This is a genomic window from Candidatus Kuenenia sp., from assembly GCF_027493735.1.
Lineage (GTDB): Bacteria > Planctomycetota > Brocadiia > Brocadiales > Brocadiaceae > Kuenenia > Kuenenia stuttgartiensis_A.
In genome coordinates this window covers 121,606-141,635 of sequence record NZ_JAOSKF010000022.1, presented here as the reverse complement: position 1 = coordinate 141,635, position 20,030 = coordinate 121,606, and the positions used below count along the sequence as shown (strand labels likewise).

15 protein-coding genes are annotated in these 20,030 nt (G+C 41.6%); all 15 read left to right on the top strand.

Going from position 1 to position 20,030, the window contains the following annotated elements; genetic code table 11:
- The first annotated feature begins 284 nt into the window (after positions 1-284).
- The 15 genes from M5U24_RS15685 (at position 285) to M5U24_RS15615 (ending at position 20,024) form a co-directional block, all read left to right on the top strand.
- Positions 285-1,028: a carboxypeptidase regulatory-like domain-containing protein gene (locus M5U24_RS15685; protein ID WP_164994500.1), complete on the top strand. Its 744-nt coding sequence runs from the start codon at positions 285-287 to the stop codon at positions 1,026-1,028.
- 57 nt (positions 1,029-1,085) lie between these two features.
- Positions 1,086-3,185 (top strand): cytochrome ubiquinol oxidase subunit I, encoded by a 2,100-nt coding sequence (locus tag M5U24_RS15680; protein WP_099324719.1) that lies wholly within the window; start codon positions 1,086-1,088, stop codon positions 3,183-3,185.
- A gap of 125 nt (positions 3,186-3,310) precedes the next feature.
- Positions 3,311-4,264, top strand: coding sequence for a c-type cytochrome (locus tag M5U24_RS15675; protein WP_298202933.1), 954 nt, complete (start codon positions 3,311-3,313; stop codon positions 4,262-4,264).
- Positions 4,265-4,314: 50 nt separating this feature from the next.
- Positions 4,315-5,085: a cytochrome c gene (locus tag M5U24_RS15670; protein ID WP_099324717.1), complete on the top strand. Its 771-nt coding sequence runs from the start codon at positions 4,315-4,317 to the stop codon at positions 5,083-5,085.
- 77 nt (positions 5,086-5,162) lie between these two features.
- Positions 5,163-6,770: an ethylbenzene dehydrogenase-related protein gene (locus tag M5U24_RS15665; protein WP_099324716.1), complete on the top strand. Its 1,608-nt coding sequence runs from the start codon at positions 5,163-5,165 to the stop codon at positions 6,768-6,770.
- 15 nt (positions 6,771-6,785) lie between these two features.
- The gene (locus M5U24_RS15660) at positions 6,786-8,288 is read left to right on the top strand and encodes a c-type cytochrome (protein ID WP_099324715.1); all 1,503 of its coding nucleotides are present in this window, start codon (positions 6,786-6,788) and stop codon (positions 8,286-8,288) included.
- 2 nt (positions 8,289-8,290) lie between these two features.
- Complete coding sequence (locus M5U24_RS15655) at positions 8,291-8,857, top strand: hypothetical protein (protein WP_099324714.1); 567 nt, start codon at positions 8,291-8,293, stop codon at positions 8,855-8,857.
- A 44-nt stretch (positions 8,858-8,901) separates the two neighbouring features.
- Complete coding sequence (locus M5U24_RS15650; RefSeq protein ID WP_099324713.1) at positions 8,902-10,206, top strand: universal stress protein; 1,305 nt, start codon at positions 8,902-8,904, stop codon at positions 10,204-10,206.
- A gap of 460 nt (positions 10,207-10,666) precedes the next feature.
- Positions 10,667-11,215 carry a cytochrome c gene (locus M5U24_RS15645; RefSeq protein WP_099324712.1) on the top strand — a complete coding sequence of 183 codons (549 nt, stop codon included), beginning with the start codon at positions 10,667-10,669 and terminating at the stop codon, positions 11,213-11,215.
- A 498-nt stretch (positions 11,216-11,713) separates the two neighbouring features.
- On the top strand, positions 11,714-12,622 hold the full coding sequence (locus M5U24_RS15640) for an ethylbenzene dehydrogenase-related protein (protein WP_298202929.1): 909 nt from the start codon (positions 11,714-11,716) through the stop codon (positions 12,620-12,622).
- Positions 12,623-12,675: 53 nt separating this feature from the next.
- Positions 12,676-13,908, top strand: a complete 1,233-nt coding sequence (locus tag M5U24_RS15635; RefSeq protein WP_099324710.1) for a 4Fe-4S dicluster domain-containing protein — start codon at positions 12,676-12,678, stop codon at positions 13,906-13,908.
- A 20-nt stretch (positions 13,909-13,928) separates the two neighbouring features.
- Positions 13,929-14,720: a molecular chaperone TorD family protein gene (locus tag M5U24_RS15630; RefSeq protein WP_157820438.1), complete on the top strand. Its 792-nt coding sequence runs from the start codon at positions 13,929-13,931 to the stop codon at positions 14,718-14,720.
- Positions 14,720-15,688, top strand: coding sequence for a hypothetical protein (locus M5U24_RS15625; protein WP_099324708.1), 969 nt, complete (start codon positions 14,720-14,722; stop codon positions 15,686-15,688). Before M5U24_RS15630 ends, M5U24_RS15625 begins: the two co-directional genes overlap by 1 nt.
- Positions 15,689-15,733: 45 nt before the next feature.
- Complete coding sequence (locus M5U24_RS15620) at positions 15,734-19,180, top strand: molybdopterin-dependent oxidoreductase (protein ID WP_099324707.1); 3,447 nt, start codon at positions 15,734-15,736, stop codon at positions 19,178-19,180.
- 115 nt (positions 19,181-19,295) lie between these two features.
- A complete protein-coding gene (locus M5U24_RS15615) occupies positions 19,296-20,024 on the top strand; it encodes a carboxypeptidase regulatory-like domain-containing protein (protein ID WP_099324706.1) in 729 nt (242 codons plus the stop codon).
- Positions 20,025-20,030 lie beyond the last annotated feature (6 nt).

The window sequence follows — 20,030 nt, the reverse complement described above, 5'->3', positions numbered from 1 at the left end:
TTTCGAGAAACTAAGAAATTGAAGATTCATTAGTTACACAATTTATTTTATTTTTTTATATTTTTTTTGAAAAAGGCACGCATATTGTACGTGTGTTTTGGCTATTGCTGAAATTTCACGTGTCGGAGAATTTTTACCGGTTTGTCTGTAAGTTTCTGGTTGACAATTTAATTTTGCAAAAGTATCATATCCGACCGTTTTGATATGATTCGTATTTTGTTGTGCATTTAACAGATGGTTTCTGTTGTTAATTTTGGATATTTGGAAGTATGGAGGGTGGAGTGATGAAAAGCTTAAACATTGTTATCTTGGTAAGTGGTATTGTGCTAAGTTTGGTGAGCGTTAATCAAACGGTAATGGCAAAGGGGAAAGCGCCTGTTTATAATGTGATTGAAGTGAAAAACGGCGGGACAATTGCAGGTACGGTAAAGCTTGAGGGTGGTGTGCCTGCCGCAAAGATGTTGAAGATTGATAAAGATGAGCAGACATGTGGTCATGGGTTGAAGGCGTCAGAAGATCTGGTGATTAATTCGGGCAATATGGGCATCAAGAATGCGGTTGTGTCTTTGGACAGTATTGAGGTTGGAAAGGCATTGGATACGACTCCTGTTTCCTTGGACCAGAAAGGCTGCGTATTTGAACCACACGTTGTTGCGGTGTGTGCGGGTACCGAAGTGAATTTGCTGAACAGTGACCCCATTATGCATAATCTGCACTCATGGTCGATTAGAAACCCTGCTTTTAATGAAGGTGTTTCCGGTAATGGCAAAATGGTAAAGAAGTTTGATGTTCCTGAAATAGTGAAAATAACGTGTGATGTTCATAAGTGGATGAGTTCGTACCTTTTGGTGAAGGGGAATCCTTACTTTGCGGTTACGGATGCTGATGGTAAATTCAGGATAGACAATGTTCCTGCCGGTACGTATGAGATATCAGTATGGCAAGAGAAGCTGGGTAAGAGAAAGAGTGAGGCTGTCGTAACGGCCGGTGGGGAAGTGGTCGTAGATTTTGTGTATCAGAAAAAATAAGTGTGATGATGGGTTTTTATGGTTTGTGTAACTTACTTGTGAAAAGGCGTACCATTAATGAATAATTATAAGTTATTGTCGATAAAGCAAAAAAGCATTTTTGTACTTTTGTTGGTTATTGCATTCGGTGCGGCTCTTTCTTTTTTCCGGCAGGATATCTCGCTGCTCTCTGTTGCGCATGCTGAAGACATCGGTGTTGAATTGCCTGCGTTTGAGGGCGAGACGGATTCCGGAGCGCCGCAATCTGCGGAGGGTACTGCTGAAGGTGTGGTAGAAGGCGCGGCGCCAGCCGAAGAAGAGGGTGAGTTGGAGCCGGTTCAATACCGGTCATTCTTTGGACTGGATTCGCGTGTGGTTGTATGGATCGTGTCTGAGCTGCATCTGATGTTCGCAGCATTTGTACTTGGTGTGCCAATATTTGCGGTTATTGTCGAGATCGTTGGATTTAAAAGCGGCGATATAAAATATGATAAGATGGCGAAGGAGTTTACCAAGTTGTTGTCTGCTGCATTTGCAACAACAGCCTCGCTAGGGGGGCTGCTGGCCTTTTGTTTGTTCGGTTTATATCCTGAATTTATGAGCCATTTGACCAGTGTGTTTGCTCCAACAATGTATGTCTATTCGCTAATGTTTTTTGGCGAGGCGTTCACATTGTATGGTTACTATTATTCGTGGGATGTCCTAAAAGGGACTTCGACGAAGAAGTGGTGCCACATTGCGCTTGGCATCATGCTTAATCTCTTTGGCACAGGGCTTATGTTTATAACTAATTCATGGGCGACATATATGATGAGTCCTTCAGGTGTTAGTATGAAAACTGGCAGGCTGCTGAGTTTGTACGAAGCATTTTATAATGAGCTGTGGATGCCCGTCAATCTTCATCGTTTGATTGCGAATGTATGTTTTGGCGGTTTTGTGGTCGGTGCTTATGCCGCGGTTAAATTCTTAAATTCGAAGACCAAAGAAGAAAGGGCGCATTATGACTGGATGGGCTATGTTGGGAATTTTATAGGTATTGGAGCATTAATTCCATTGCCTTTTGCGGGATATTGGCTGGGACGTGAGGTTTATAGTGCTAGTCCTGTGATGGGCAATATTATGATGGGTGGGGCTTTTTCATGGACATTTATTATCCAGGCGATACTTATCGGCATGTTGTTTATAGGCGCTAACTATTATTTATGGCTTGGGATGGGAAGGATAAAGGGGTCAGAGAGGTACACGGGGTATATTAAATACCTTAATGTTGTTATTTTTATGTGTTTTGCAGTATGGCTTACCCCCCATAATCTACCTCTCAGCGGAGAAGAAAGGGCGATGATTGGCGAGCAGTATCATCCTTTCTCAAAATATTTTGGGGTCATGGCTGCCAAGAATGCAGTGGTAAATCTTATTATTTTGTCGACATTTTTTTCTTTTCTCATATATCGCAGAAGTAATAAGGGCGAGACAGTACGCTTTTCTGAGCAAGGCAAGGTGGGCATGATAGGTATTTTCTCTGCGCTGGGCTTTTGTTTGCTGATGCTGCTTTCTTATGCGGTTTCGTTAAGTTTTGTCGATCTGGAAGCACAAACGAAGATTTATGTGAAACCATTGGTCACAGCACTTTATATACAGTCGTTTGCTGTTTGTCTTGCTGCCTTTTTAACATTCAGGAATAAAGGCAAGCTTGCGCAATCCATGTTGTTTCTGGTGACGGCAGGCATTGCCGTGCTCTATTTTTGGTATTATGGTTTTCAGGTTATGCAGAAGGCTAATATTGTGCTACGCTATTTATCTGTGACCCAGGTTTCGATTGTGATGAGCTGTTTGATTATGAATACGGTTATTGATATTTTGGTATTCCGTAAAGCAAAAGTCGTGGGTGACATAGTTTGGGGTAAAATGCCAGTAAGGTCTCAATATGCATTGCTAATGCTATGTATAGTAATTGTCATTTTGATGGGGCTTATGGGGTTTATTCGCTCTGGCTTGCGTATGGATTGGCATGTATACGGGCTTATGCAGGATACATCTCAAGGGGCGTATACTCCGACGCTTGCTTATATGGGAAGGATTGTTGGCTTGATTGTGGCGTTATTCCTTGGCTTGGTGGCATTTGTGTTTTGGCTGGCAAACCTGGGAGATAAAAAAGTGAAAACTGAGGCCGAAGTATAGTGTTGTATAGACTGTTTATTGATTTATCATTTGACAGCCTTAGTGATTGACTCATTATGATGAATAATGATTGTGTTGATAAATTTTTAAGATCATGGTGGTAAGAAGAAGGCAAAAGAAGGCTTATGAATAAGACGATGTTAAAAATTGTTGCATTTGGAGTTGCTGTCATAGGGTTTTACATGTATATCACCGTCTATGTTACTGGTTTGTCTGGTACGGGCGGGGGGGAGGGGACAGCAACCGGTGTTTCTGCTGAAGCCGGAGAGCAAATTTTCTGGGGCGACGGGCAGTGTAGTACATGCCACAAAATAGGTTCCAGCGGCAGTGCTACAAGAGGGCCTGATCAGGAAGGATTGGCAGAGAGGGCGGAGGAAAGGGCGAAAGAGCTTGGTTTGTCCAGTGGTTTAGAGTATTTAGTAGAATCGATAATTGACCCGGAAAAATACGTGGTGGAGGGGTTCGATAAGATTATGCCGAGGGTGTATGATCCCCCGATCATGTTGTCGCGTGAGAAAATACTTGCTGTTCTGGCCTATTTGCAATCCCTGGGGGGGGAGCCGGATTTAGATGCCATTATGAAGTTTAAGGATAAAATACCGGAAGCTTCTAAGACAAAGGTGAAGCCTTGGGTTCCACCTTTGGCAGTTACCGCGGAAGAGGGGGAACAGGTATTTTTTGATGAATCGCTTGATGTTACTTGTGGCAAATGTCATATGGTAAACGGCAAGGGTCAAAAAGTAGGGCCAGAACTCACAGGCATTGGCGCAATTCAGACTCCACAGTATTTTGTTGAGTCTATCTTGGAGCCAAGCGCTGTTATCGTAAAGGGCTATGAGACGGTCTTTGTAATAACAGCAGATGGTATCCCTTACAACGGACTAATAAAAAGCGATACTGAAGAAGAACTTACGTTGATACTGGAAGAAAGCGGTTCTGTGGAAGAGGTGGTTATTCCGAAAGATGAGATTGAAGATATGAAGAAGCAGGAAGTCTCTATTATGCCTGGAAATATAGGTGAGTTGTTAAGTGTGCGCCAGTTTTATGCAGTAATCGAATATTTGAGAAGTTTAAAGTAGGTCTTGGTTGAGATGGTTAGGGCGATGGTTAACGTTAGGAGTGTTTATTAATGGGGAATAAGCGAAGTCCGTATTTAATGTTTTGGGTTGTTGCGGCAGTCGTATTTTTATTTTTATTCTTGAAATATGTATCTCCGTGGGTTTTTCAGGTATTAATGGATAAAGGGCATCCTATGCCGACTCCAAGTACGCTGATGACATGGTACTTGATTATGGGGATTTTGGCAGGTTTGGTTTACGCTACGACAAGTAATCAGAAATTTGCCGATTTTTTAGGGTTTTTATTGCCGGGTAAAGGGGCCTTCCTTAAGATGTTTTTGCAGAAAATATTTCTTATGGCCTTTCCGCTTGTTGTAGGTTGGTTTGTTTATTCTTATTCTCTGCCTGGAGCAGCTTCACCCGTTGAATTAAGAATTCAGCACCCTACCCTGCCGCAAAAATATGAGAAGCTTGAAAATCCATTTAGAGGAAAAGATGCGGATACTCAAAGGCGATGTGTTGAGGAAGGGAAGGTGCTTTTTCAGGCGTATTGCCGCCCATGCCATGGCTCAAAGGCCGACGGCAACGGGCCGTTTGCGAATTCTTTTCGCCTGAGGCCAATTAATTTCCAGGACCCTGGTACAATTGCAACGGTGGTTGACAACTATCTTTTCTGGAGAATTAAGGAGGGAGGTCCTGGTCTCCCCTCAGAATCCACACCGTGGGACTCTGCAATGCCTGCATGGGAAGGTGATTTGGAAGATGAGCAAATGTGGAAGATTATCATGGGAGAATACGATACGGCAGGTGTGATGCCGCGGCAAAGAGAAAAAGCAGAATAAGAGAACCTTGTCTGGCGGCGTCCAGCTTTGTCGGTATTTAAAAATTTGAAATTAATGTTAATTTTAATGAAGAGCTAATGACTACAATGATAAAACTGTTTAAAAGTAAAGTAATTAATTTTAGCTTGATTGCTTTTGGTATTGTGGCTTTTTGCAAAGCGGATATGGTTGAGGCGCAAGCCTCTCACTTTTTCAGAACGTACAAACGTGAGACGCCTCAAAAATTACCGGAAGACCAGAATGCGGTAGCAGAAGGAAAAAAGGTTTACGAAAAAAGATGCTGGTATTGTCACGGTATAACCGGTACCGGTGATGGACCATCTTCCAGAACTATGTTTCCCAGACCGCGGAACTTTACCCGTAATGAGTTTAAGGTAAGGTCCACGCCATTTGGTTCTGTGCCGACGGATGAAGATCTTTTTCGTATCATAACGAGCGGTATAGAGGGAACGGCGATGCCGTTCTGGAGTACTATCAGCGAAGCGGAAAGATGGCAGGTAATTTATTATATAAAGACGTTTAATGAACAATTTAAGAAAGAAACAGCTCCTGCAGTGTTGAGTGTCGAAAGCGCAGTTGCTACCCAGGAGAGTATTGATAAAGGCCGAGAACTATTTAAACAAGTGAAATGTTTTAATTGTCACGGGGAAGAAGGGCGGGGTAATGGGCCGCTCACGGTTGCTTTGCAAACGCAGTGGGGCATGCCTTATCGTGCGAGGGATTTGACGCAATCGTGGAACTATAAAGGGGGGAGCACGGCTGGTGATATTTATCGGACGATTTCTACCGGATTTAACGAGACTCCGATGGGTTCTTATAAAGAAACGCTTAGTGATGAGGAACGGTGGAGTTTGGCCCACTATGTGGAAAGTCTGTCAAAGAAAATGGCTTCTGATGTTGTTGTAAAGGTAAAGCTTTTGGAAGAAGGTGAATTGCCTGACCATCCTGCAGATGAAGTTTGGGGATTAGCAGCGCCTCTGGAGATTCCATTAGCAGGGCAGATCGTTGCACATCCACGGTTGTGGGAGCCTGCGATCGATTCTATGATGATTCGGGGGCTATACAATGATAGAGAGATTGCTTTTCTCGTAGAATGGGATGATCGTACAAACCTGCAGGAGGATATTTTCAGGGATGCCGTTTCGTTGCAATTTCCCGTAAAAATACCCGAATCGCTAAAAAAACCTTATTTTGGAATGGGTGATTCCGGCGGGGTGGTCAACCTGTGGCAATGGAAGGCCTGTTGGAAAGAAGGTTTTGGTTCAATAGCAGAAATGCCTGCAAATGAACCAGGCGAGATCGTAGAGCTAAATGCTAAGGGATTTAAGAAAATTTCTATACAGTCGCCGGAAAATCAGGATGTCATGGGGGAAGGATTGCATGATAATGGTCGGTGGAAGGTAGTATTTAAACGGCCTTTAAAGACAGAGGACGGGAAGAAGGATATACAATTTGAGATAGGTAAGCTGATACCAATTGCCTTTGCAGTGTGGGATGGTTCTAATGGTGATGCGGGCAGTCAAAAATCGGTATCATCATGGTATTATATCTTACTTGAAAAACCAATGCCTAAAACGGTATTTGTCTATGTATTAGTTGCTGTTGTTATGGGAGCGAGTGTAGAGCTTTGGTTCCTTGCTCGATTAAGAAGGTTTCCGCCTAAGTCAGAAGAAGAGGATCAATAATATCAAGGAGCTTTTATGCAGTTAAAATTAATATCAGGATTTTGTGACAGATTAATTGTGTCGGCGATACTGTTGTGCTTTGCATTGTTTGTTGGTATTGGTATAGCTTTGGCGCAAGAAAGAAGTATTGAACCAATGTTTTTGGAAATAGATAAAAAATACCAAATACCTGAAGGATGGTCTATTCTTCCGTTTGAACTTGAGGATCCATATAAAAGAGTAAAAAACGGGCCTATACTTGCTAATGTTACGCATAAGGCAAACATTGAATGGATATCTAGATGGATCGCCAACCCAAAGGAGGTCATATCAAATGCAAAGATGCCTGACCTGGGTCTTGAGTTTGACGAGATTAAAGCGGTGATTGTTTATTTGGGGAGCATTGCAGATGATGGGCTTTCAAAGGTTAAATGGGATGAATATTTGTTAAAACGCGAAGACGATATGACAGACGAAGAATATGATAAAATGGACCAAATATTTCAGATGGGAAAAGGGGTTTGGGGTCGTGCGCGTTGTACCATTTGTCATCCGGTTAAAGGTCTTGGTGGAAACGTTGGCGTCGGGCCTGATTTAGGAAGTATTGTTACAAAGGTTAACAGGGATTGGTTGTATGACTGGCTTGCAAATACAAAGATGCATTTTCCTGATACACTGATGGCGCAGTTCAGATTTTCAGATGAAGAAATACGAGGACTGGTTGAGTATGTTATGCGTGACACTCAGTTTATGCCTGAAGAGGAATACGAAGACGAAGGTGAAGACGGACAGGATGGTGGCACTCCGAAAACTATCGAAGAAACAAAGTTTTTGACTAATGCTGAATACAGTACAATTAAAGGTGACAGCGCCCTTATATCAAAAGGAAAAGAGGTTGTTGAAAGATCGCGTTGTTTCGTTTGTCACGATATAAAAGGCTTGAGTGAGTTAATGCCGGTTGTTGAGAGAAATAGGGAAAAACTTGAAGGATTTGAGAAGGTTTTGTATGAAATTAGATGTTTAACCTGCCACACCATTCAGAAAAAAGGGGGTACTTATGCTCCCAATCTTACAGAAGCTGGAACAAAGATGAAAATGGATTGGGAAAATGAATTTTTAAAGGCACCTGATATTATACGGCCTCTGAGCCAGCAGATGCCAAAATTTAACTTGACGGGAGAAGATGCCACTTTTGCTACTGAATTTATGGAAAAATATCTTACAAACAAGAAGCTTCCTTCGGGAATTTTTGACAATGAAAAGCCATCTCAGGAGGTAGTTGAGGCAGGGAAGAACTTGTTTTACGATAAAGGGTGCAATGCCTGTCACGCAGAAGGAACTAAGGGTGGCGGTGTTGTAGGGCCAAATCTGGGCACCGTTGGCGATCGGTTGCAGCCTGCATATATGTTTCATCACTTGAAAAATCCGATATTGGTGAATCCGAGGGCAATAGAACCTAATTATGCTTTATCTGATCAGGAAATCAAGTCGTTGGTTGGATTCTTGATTGATCACGTCAAGGGAAAAGAGGGAAATTAACAATGAATCATTTTTTGTTTTTAAAAGGGAGAGTTTTTATCATTCCGGTGTTTGTTTTATTTTTGACGGGCGGTGTCTGTTTTGCGAAGGAATTGATAACCTCTGCAAGGGAAACAGAGTTTTTGATTTCGGCAAAAGCTTCATTTGAGTATTATTGTTCGCCGTGTCACGGAAAAAACGGCGATGGTCGGGGTACCTTTTACACGATAGACTTGAACCCTAAGCCAAGAAATTTTACGGATGCGGCGTACATGGCGACGAGGCCGGAATCGGATTTAATCAAATCAATTACCAGTGGAACGGCTTCCATTGGAAAATCCAATCTTTGTCCGCCGTGGGGAAATGTCTTTACCGAGAACAGAATTAAAGAACTGGCAGGTTTTATTAAGGGGCTTTCTGTTGAAAAAACAATAAAAATTGCTGCAGCCGAGAAAGAATCTGTTGTTGAGGGAGGAAAGACCGCTGATTTGAAAACTGCATTTCGATGGTTATTTATTGCGGTAATCACTGTGGCTTTGGCTGGCGGCGCAATCAGTGAGTGGAAGAAGTTGAAAAGCGAATCTGTTTAAATCGCAGAGAATTTTTTTTAATTTGTATTTAAAGAAATAGAGTTATGTATAAAAAGATATTAATACCGATAGATAATTCAATATACTCTGATTATTGTATCGATATAGGCATTGCGATCTCGTTAAAATACGGCTCACTTCTGGTAGGTTGCCATGTTTATGACGCGTCATTGCACCAGAGGCGCTTTCGTGACATGGAGGAAGGATTGCCGGAAAAGTACCAGGATGAAAAAGAGTTGCAAAGACAGCGCGAATTACATACGTCACTAATTAACCAGGGTTTGAAGATGATTTCAGAGTCGTACCTTGATGTCTTCAAGAAGAAATGCAGAAGCGCAAATGTTGAACATGAAGACATTTTGCTGGAAGGTAAAAATTATTGTGAAATAATCAAGGAAGCAAGACGCGGTGGTTATGATTTGGTAATCATAGGGGCACTAGGGCTTGCTTCTGTCAATGAAAATCTTATTGGAAGTGTTTGCGAACGTGTTGTAAGGCGCTTAAAAACAGATGTTCTCGTGGTAAAGAAAAGAGAGTTGGGGGAGCGTCTTGTTGTTGCGGTCGATGGTAGTATGCAATCGTTAGAAGGGATTAAGTCGGCAGTTTCTTTTTCAAGGTCATTTCATTTAAAGATCGATGCGATATCGATATACGATCCTCATTATCACCGCGTGGCATTTGAAAGTATAGCAAAAGTACTTTCTGAAGAAGCCGGAAAAATTTTCAGATTTAAGGAACAAGAAACTCTTCATGAGGAAATAATAGATAAAGGACTTGCTAAGATTTATCAAAGCCATCTTGATAACGCATGTTGTATCGCAAAAAAAGAGGGCGTAGCAATATCTTCCATCTTATTGGACGGAAAACCATTTGACCAGGTGTTGCGGTACTTGAAAAAAGGACAGCCTTCGCTGCTGGTTGTAGGAAAAACAGGGATTCATAATACAAATGGCTTAGACATCGGTAGTACAGCCGAAAACTTGCTAAGACTTGCACCGTGCAATATTATGTTAACCGGAGGCAACATAGCATCAGTTGCAGATCCCACAGTACGTTCTGTTGAGGTATCGGAAAAAACTGTTGGCGATGCAAAGGATCGTACACTGAAAACTGTTTTAGCCGGTTTGGGGGAGGATGAGGAAAAAGATTCTTCCACGGAATGCCTGCCTTTAATTTGGACGAATGTGGCGCGTGAACAAACCGAACGTATTCCTTCTTTTATCAGGGGTATAGTGAGGAAAAGAATAGAGAAATATGCCAATGAGAAAGGCTATAAGGAAATTACGGAAGAAATAGTGAATGAGGTAAAATCTCAATATATGGGAAAAGATTTATCCCATTCGCACTAATTTTTCTGGCATAGCCTCGTACAGCCGCAGTTGATTTCCTTCCATAACAATAGACAAAACATTTCACATGTTGCTCCTTTTAGTTCTGTTCAGGCAATGCGTTACTAGCGTTTTTTGATACAGATGCCGATAGGCTAAAATACGCCCTAATATTTAATTGCGAAATCCGAAATGCTAAATACAAAATATGAAAGCGACATTCGTTTGCATTTTTGAATTATAGATTTCAAAATAGAAATACTATGATACGGTGTCCATTTATTGACAGTATAAAAAAGGGTAGTTTTGTAATGTTGTATAATGGCGTAATTAAATGAGTAACAATTTGTTTTTATTTGTTGTCAAGCGAACATCTTTTAAAGGGAATGAAGTTTGCGCAGTTCTAGCTTTGGTTTAAGGAAAGGTTTTTTTGCGCAAAGTTCTCTGTTAGTGAAAATTACGAAGAAAGGTGTGGGATTTTATGGGTATGATAAAAATGAAATATGTTGTTTTTGGCGTGTTGGCATTAATTATGTTAGGTATTGGGAATAGCATGTTTACTCACAAGGCTATGGGTTCAAGCGGAAAAGCTGCTGAACATGAAGGGGTTATTGAGCCAACGCAGGAGTTGATGAAGGATATTGAAAAACGTCTGACTAATATGTTATCGGGTATTCTGGAAAATAATTTGAAATATGTGGCAAATGAGGCTGGCGCTGTAGTAGATCAAAGTTACAAAATAAGTGAGTTCTTCTTTCCGTTTGATCCTAAAAAGAACGAATGGTTTGAACGCGCGGGTATTGACCCTAAAGACGCCGGAAAAATAACAAAACTTAGAGAGGAATTTGCTTTGTTCCAAAGTGGAATAGTCTATAAAGCATTGAATGTGAGAAAGATGGCAATGGAGGGGAGTCAGGAGGAAACGTTAAAGGCTTTTGCTGACCTTATAGAAAAAACATGTTTTGCTTGTCATAAAAAAAACAGGGATTGGCTATTTGATCAGCCAGGCAGCCATGGTCCTGGTCGGTAGTTGGGATGCGTCTGTAATAAAACATTTCCTTGATTTGAGTTGTAAGAATGTATTATGCTAACAAAAACAGGTATATACCTATTACAATAGCGCTCTCAAATTAGTTGCATTGTTGTTAAGTGTTGCATTAAATATTTCAGACAAGAAAATTTTTGGGGGGAAAAAAAAATTTTTTAGGAAAAAAGGGGGTTACACTTTTGTCTTCTTGTGAGTAAAGAATTCGTCGATTTTTCTCTAAAAACCAAAAAATTAGAAATATAATGGAATAAAACTTACAAATTTTGCACTGTCTGAGTATTTTTTTGGGTAGTGTTTCGGGAAGGAGGTTGGTAAGAAGGAAAGTAAGTATTCATAATTTTAAGGAAGTCAATTTTAAATTATGGCATTCATTTTGTGACAAATTCTAATTGTCTGTAAAAATTTAAGGGAGGAGAGGGATGAAAAAAATTTTATCGCTTATTGGGGAGTAGTAGTGTAGCCCTCCTGGGATGTTTGTTTTTGAGCGTTGCGCTATGTATCGCGGAGGAAGCGGAAGGGGTAAAAGGCGTGGCGGAAGAAGAGCTTACGCCGGCAAAAGAAGTTTTGAACGTGAAATATATGCAAATTGATGTCCCCGCGCATATCACCGTTGGTGCTTTGGAAGGTGCGTTTAAAAATGCCGAAGGGGTACAGGTTAAATTACAAAAGCAAGATAAGGCGTTTCCCAACGGAGGGGGCTCGGTGAATTCTGCAGAGATAAAGGCTATTCACGATGGAATTACGATTTATTTCCAGGTGATATGGGACGATGCCACCGATAATAAACAGGCTATCGCAACTCAAGAGTTTAGAGATGGGGCTGCACTAATGTTTCCCTTGGGGAAGATTACGATAAGTCCGGAAGAGCCATTCAGCCCTAGAATGGGCGATAGGCAAAAGCCTGTAAATTTGTGGCATTGGAAGGCTGACTGGGAAGCAGATTTGCTAGCTACTGGTGGCATAGAGGAATGTCCGGCGAGATATCCTAACATGCACGATGATTTCAGTACTAACCCGCACAGTGTAAATTATCATAAAGGAGTGATACAGAGTGCTGCTGAATTGTCAGGTGGGTATGCTGCTCATAATTTGCTTTCTTTGCCTCGGGGTAGAGCCGTTGAAGATTTAAATGCTGAAGGTTTTGGTACATTAACGTCACAGGATCATCAGGACGTGGATGGGTGCAGTAAATTTGAAAACAAGAAATGGACTGTGGTGTTTTGCCGGTCGTTAAATACGGGAGATCCTCTGGATGTTCAGTTTGTGCCGGGGGAAAGCACTTACTTCAATATGGCAGTGTGGAATGGTGATAGAGAAGATAGAAACGGGCAAAAAAACATTTCTATACAATGGCACCCGCTGTCGTTGGAAAGAATTGCATGGCAATAAATAAATTTTAAAAATGTTAGATTTGTGTTGTTGATCGAAAGGAGAGTTAGAAGATGACACTTGTACATAACTGGCATTTAGGGAGACGTATGGAGTATCCCTATTTTGAATCCAGGCCGAAACATCAATTTGCTGCCGTGTTTAATATTAACAGGTGTATTGCATGTCAAACATGCACCATGGCATGTAAAAGTACCTGGACTTTTAATAAAGGGCAGGAGTTCATGTGGTGGAATAACGTCGAGACAAAACCTTACGGTGGATTTCCGCAATCATGGGATGTTAAGACGCTCAAGTTGATTGATAGTCCTGATAACATTTGGTACACAGATGATAAAGACAAAGAGACCTCGCAATATGGTACAGGAGCGCCTTATGGCACCTATGAGGGGGATACCATTTTCGAGGTGGCAAAAAAGAAGAATATTAACCAGTGGGCAGTGGGGTATATTCCGGAAGACAAGGAGTGGCGGTCGCCGAATTTTGGAGAAGATACAGCGAAGAGCAGCAATCAGCCGGGAGAATATTCAACGTTGCCGGAGCATAGCCGCTGGTTTTTTTACCTTCAGAGGATATGTAATCATTGTACTTATCCCGGATGTTTGGCGGCCTGTCCCAGAAAGGCTATTTACAAAAGAAAAGAAGATGGGATTGTGCTGATAGACCAAAAACGGTGCCGTGGCTACAGGAAGTGTGTGGAGCAGTGTCCTTATAAGAAGCCGATGTATAGGGGTTTGACCAGGGTTAGTGAAAAGTGTATTGCCTGTTATCCGAGAATTGAGGGTCGTGATTCACTGACGGACGGACGTCCGATGGAAACGAGATGTATGTCTGCTTGTGTTGGGCAAATACGTTTACAGGGATTCCTTGACGACAACCCGAAAAATCCGATTACATGGTTAATAAGACATCAAAAGATAGCACTGCCACTGTATCCACAGTTTGGCACGGAACCTAACATTTATTATATTCCTCCAAGATGGGCTCCAAGGGCATATTTAAGACAGATGTTTGGGCCAGGTGTGGATGAGGCAATTGAAAAGTTTATGGTGCCTTCAAGGGAATTGCTAGCGGTAATGTCATTGTTCAGGATGACTCAGACAATTGTGTATGAATATAAGATCGAAGAAGGCCCGAAGGTGTTTGAGACGGAGATCCACGGTAAAAAATTTACGATGTATAATGACACGGTAATTGGATTTGGCGAAGATGGCAAGGAAGTGGTACGAACTACGGTGGAAGAACCGATACACATTAGACCCGATAAGCATTATAACTCGATTTAATTTTGAGGTATTTTATGGTTGTGAATAATAGTGATCTACAGGAAACTGACCAAGTTGCAGAAGTCGGGAATTTGCTGGCGAGAAGTGCTTTGTATCAGGTATTGTCAACATGCTATCTATTTCCTGAAGAAAAAAAACTTTCCGTTTTAGAGGGCGAGGATTTTAATGAACTTGTGGATAAGATCAAAGGATGTTACACGGAAGGTGATAGTTTGACGGCGATGTTGGAATCTTTAAAAAATGTACAGGAGTTCTATAGTACAGCGGACATAGAAAAATTACAACGGATATATAATCGCATAGTTGGGCATACCATATCGAAGGATTGTCCTCTGTATGAGGGTCAATATGGTGCTGCTCATGTGTTTCAGCAGGTGCAGGATTTAGCGGACATACAAGGGTTTTACCGTGCGTTTGGTCTGGATATTTCTGAAGAAGAAAAAGAACGCTGTGATCATATCAGCGTGGAATTAGAGTTTCTGCAATTTCTTCTTTATAAACAAGCGTATGCAATAGAAAATCATGGAAATGAAGAGGCTGAAATTTGCCTGGATGCTCAGAAAAAATTTTTAAAAGAACATGCAGGTAAATGGATACCTCTTTTTGCCCTTCTTTTCGGGAGAAAATCTATAGACGGTTTTTATTTTGCCATTTCTGAAGTAATGAAGGAGTTTATAAAGTTAGAAATGGACTTGTTGGGCGTTCAGACCGAAACATTCACAGAGTCAGATCTAAATCAGGATGTTGTAGCAGGGGCTCCTGATGAATGTTTATCGTGCGCTTCTTCTGTTGACGAGATGGGAGATAATTGATGATGAAGCTTGAGTTTGACCCCGGTTTGATTGAAGAGGTTGTATTCACTGCGATTAGGGCGAAGGAAGAACAAGGGGATACAAAGCTTTCAGAGGAATATCATCTTCGGGTTGATCCTATATACGAGGATTTTTCTCTTGAAGAACGACCAATACAGTTCAGAAAAGTGGAGTGGGATTTCTTTCACAAGCTAGGATTTGTTGCGCTGGTGGAAAAGGCGCTTGATGAATTTAAAGAGTTAGAGGACTTAATGGCTGGTGCAGTAATAGTGAAAGCAAAAAGCAAGCATGATGAAGGGTCTGACCTTGTAAGTGATTTGAATCGGAAAAATGCAAAAAAAAGGATGAAAGTAAAGCTTTTGGCGGAGCGTTTTCGTGATCATATTTTTCTGGAGAAATTTTTGCGGCACGAAATAATGCACATACTTGATATGTTAAGCGATGCGTTTGGTTATAGAAGTGAGTTTCTGGGGGGAAATCCTATGGAACAGTGCATTGTAACGGAGCGATACAGCACTTTTTGGGATATTTATGTAGATAGCCGCATATTGAAGGATGGCAAAGAGACTATTGGTAGTAGGGAAAGCAGATTTGAAGAATTTTCTGCCCTCTATATGGGGTTCTCTGAAGAGGAAAAAAAGGCGATTTTTGATGTACTCTGGAATGATGAAAACCTCACACACGGAAAGATATTGGAATTGGCAGATGATGTTAATAAAGTTCTGAGATTATCTGATGACAAAATTCCTGAAAATCTAAGACAGAAGAAAAAAATTCTTTTGCCAGGCGCTCTTTGCCCCTTGTGCCAGTTTAGGACATACAAATGGGTCGAAAATCTTGAAGAAGACATAGAAACGGTTCAAGATATAAGGCAGGACTTTCCCAACTGGTCAGCGGAAGATGGAGCTTGTGACCGATGTGTTGAAATGTATAAATCGAGAAAAGCGATTTCTCATCACATTATATAACTTTTGTATTACTATTAAATGTTTTTTAGAAAGGAGTAGGAAATTATGAAGCTAACTAGGAGGGCTTTCCTACAGGTAGCCGGTGCAACCGGAGCGACCCTGACGCTTGCTAAGAATGCAATGGCGTTCAGGTTGCTAAAGCCTGCAGTCGTGGTAGATAATCCTTTAGATACCTATCCCGACCGAAGATGGGAAAGTGTATACAGAGATCAGTATCAGTATGACCGTACATTTACTTATTGTTGTTCTCCGAATGACACACATGCATGCAGAATACGAGCATTTGTTAGAAACAATGTAATGATGAGGGTTGAACAAAACTATGACCACCAGAATTATAGCGATTTGTATGGAAACAAGGCGACAAGGAACTGGAATCCGAGGATGTGTTTAAAGGGGTACACGTTTCATAGGCGAGTTTACGGTCCATACCGGCTTAGATACCCTTTGATTCGAAAAGGGTGGAAGCGATGGGCGGATGACGGTTTTCCGGAACTGACGCCGGAGAACAAGACGAAGTATATGTTTGACAACAGGGGCAATGATGAATTATTAAGGGCATCTTGGGATGAAGCCTTTACCTATGCGTCAAAGGGCATAATCCATATTACGAAAAAATACAGCGGCCCGGAAGGCGCGCAAAAACTTATTGACCAGGGGTATCCAAAGGAGATGGTTGACAGGATGCAGGGCGCCGGCACACGTACATTCAAAGGACGTGGTGGCATGGGTCTTCTTGGGGTAATTGGAAAATATGGAATGTATCGGTTTAATAATTGCCTTGCCATTGTAGATGCACATAACCGGGGCGTTGGTCCTGACCAGGCATTAGGCGGCAGAAACTGGTCGAACTATACATGGCATGGTGACCAGGCTCCAGGACATCCTTTTTCTCACGGCCTGCAGACTTCGGATGTTGATATGAACGACGTCCGCTTTTCAAAGTTGTTGATCCAAACAGGAAAGAACTTAATAGAAAACAAGATGCCGGAAGCACATTGGGTCACAGAGGTAATGGAGAGGGGTGGAAAGATTGTTGTTATTACCCCTGAGTATAGTCCTTCAGCTCAAAAGGCGGATTACTGGATTCCTATTCGGAACAACACCGATACTGCGCTGTTCCTCGGTATTACAAAAATACTTATTGATAACAAATGGTATGATGCCGATTATGTAAAGAAGTTTACCGACTTCCCGTTGCTGATAAGGACTGATACTTTAAAGAGGGTTTCTCCAAAAGATATTATTCCGAATTACAAATTACAGGATATTTCCGATGGACCGAGTTATCATATTCAAGGTCTGAAGGATGAACAAAGGGAGATAATCGGAGATTTTGTTGTCTGGGATGCAAAATCAAAAGGTCCAAAAGCTATAACACGGGACGATGTTGGTGAGACGTTGGTTAAAAAAGGTATAGATCCTGTTTTGGAAGGTTCGTTTAAGTTGAAAACCATCGATGGAAAAGAAATCGAGGTAATGACGCTGCTCGAAATGTATAAGATACATCTTCGGGATTATGATATTGATTCTGTGGTTAGCATGACCAATTCTCCTAAAGATCTGATCGAAAGGCTGGCGAAAGACATTGCCACGATAAAACCTGTTGCAATCCATTACGGGGAAGGTGTAAATCACTATTTCCATGCAACGTTGATGAACAGGTCTTACTATTTACCGGTAATGTTAACGGGCAATGTTGGATACTTTGGGTCTGGTTCACATACGTGGGCAGGAAATTATAAAGCTGGCAACTTTCAGGCTTCTAAATGGAGTGGCCCAGGGTTTTATGGGTGGGTAGCGGAAGATGTGTTTAAACCAAATTTAGACCCATATGCATCTGCGAAAGATTTAAATATTAAAGGGCGTGCCCTGGATGAAGAAGTTGCCTATTGGAATCACAGTGAAAGGCCTTTGATTGTGAATACTCCAAAATATGGGCGTAAGGTGTTTACCGGAAAAACGCACATGCCTTCGCCAACTAAGGTTCTCTGGTTTACCAACGTAAATCTTATCAATAATGCGAAGCATGTCTATCAAATGTTGAAGAATGTTAATCCAAACATTGAACAGATTATGTCAACCGATATTGAGATAACAGGTTCGATAGAATACGCGGACTTTGCGTTTCCGGCAAATTCATGGGTTGAATTCCAGGAATTTGAAATCACCAATTCCTGTTCAAATCCTTTTATTCAAATATGGGGGAAAACGGGTATCACTCCTGTGTATGAATCAAAAGATGATGTGAAAATACTTGCGGGTATGGCGTCGAAATTGGGTGAATTGCTAAGAGATAAGAGATTTGAAGACAATTGGAAATTTGCCATTGAAGGAAGAGCGAGTGTGTATATCAACAGATTGCTCGATGGTAGCACGACCATGAAGGGATACACATGCGAGGATATATTGAACGGAAAGTATGGAGAACCGGGTGTGGCGATGCTGTTATTCCGGACATATCCGAGACATCCATTCTGGGAACAGGTACACGAGAGCTTGCCATTTTATACCCCAACTGGAAGGCTACAGGCGTATAATGATGAGCCTGAAATTATTGAATATGGAGAAAACTTTATTGTCCATCGCGAAGGACCTGAAGCTACGCCATATTTACCAAATGCGATTGTGAGTACGAATCCTTATATTCGGCCGGATGACTATGGCATCCCGGAAAATGCTGAATACTGGGAGGATAGGACTGTCAGGAATATCAAGAAATCATGGGAAGAGACAAAGAAGACTAAGAATTTCCTGTGGGAAAAAGGGTATCACTTCTACTGCGTGACTCCAAAATCAAGGCATACCGTGCATTCGCAGTGGGCAGTTACGGATTGGAACTTTATCTGGAACAATAACTTCGGAGATCCGTACAGGATGGATAAGAGAATGCCTGGTGTCGGTGAACATCAAATACATATTCATCCTCAGGCCGCAAGAGATTTAGGGATTGAGGACGGAGACTATGTTTATGTTGATGCAAACCCTGCCGACAGACCATATGAAGGATGGAAGCCAAACGATTCTTTTTATAAGGTATCTAGGCTTATGTTGAGGGCGAAGTACAACCCTGCATACCCGTATAATTGTACGATGATGAAACATTCTGCCTGGATTTCTTCCGACAAAACGGTACAAGCGCATGAGACAAGACCGGATGGTAGGGCGTTGTCTCCGAGCGGTTATCAGTCCAGCTTCCGCTACGGTTCACAGCAGAGTATTACAAGAGATTGGTCGATGCCAATGCACCAGTTGGATAGCCTTTTCCATAAGGCTAAAATCGGGATGAAGTTTATTTTTGGTTTCGAAGCGGATAATCATTGTATTAATACCGTGCCAAAGGAAACATTGGTAAAGATCACAAAGGCTGAGAATGGTGGCATGGGAGGAAAAGGTGTTTGGGATCCTGTTAAAACCGGATACACTGCCGGCAATGAGAATGATTTCATGAAGAAGTTTTTGAATGGTGAATTAATAAAGGTTGATGCATAATTTTTTAGATATAAAGCGATAGTGATAACGAGCTAACAAATGTTGACTTAAGTTGATACATTTGTTAGCTCGTGTAATTTTATGTAAATTTTCAAATGGAGGAAGGCGAAGGCTTATGAAAAGAATTTTAATTTCTGGTATTCTTGCGATGATGTTTGCAGTATCAATGCCAAATGTATTGAAAACTCTCTATGCAGAAGAAAAAGCAGCTTTAAGTGCCGAGGAGGCAGCAGATGCCCTGAAGAAATTGGAAGAAGCGCAACAAAAATTGAAGAGGGTGGTTCAAAATATCCCAAAGATTGAGAACGGTGGTTCTATTACAGGGAAAGTAACATGTAAAAGGGAAAGGACAAATGAGAATGTCGTCGTTTTCCTTGAAAAAGTCGACAATAATGATTTCCCACCACCGACTGAACATGCGGTTGTTGATCAGCTTAACCTAACGTATGTGCCAAGGGTTGTGGCTTTGCAAAAGGGTACAGTAGTGGATTTCCCCAATAGTGATGCGGTTCGCCACAATGTCTTTTCTCCACCGACCGCGGCGTTACAGTTTAATCTGGGTACATACCCAACGGGCGTTATAAAAGAAGTGAAATTTGATGTTTTGGGAGAAACACCACTTCTTTGCAATGTGCACGCGGAAATGGCGGGTTATGTTCTTTCACTGGCAAATCCTTATTTCGCTATGACTGACAAGGAAGGGAATTATACCATCAATAATATTCCTCCCGGAAAATATACGGTGAAGACCTGGCATGAAAAACTCAAAGAATTATCACAAGAGGTCACGGTAGAGACAGGAAAAACTGCTACGATAGATTTCCAATTAGCCAGAAGAAGATAAGCAACT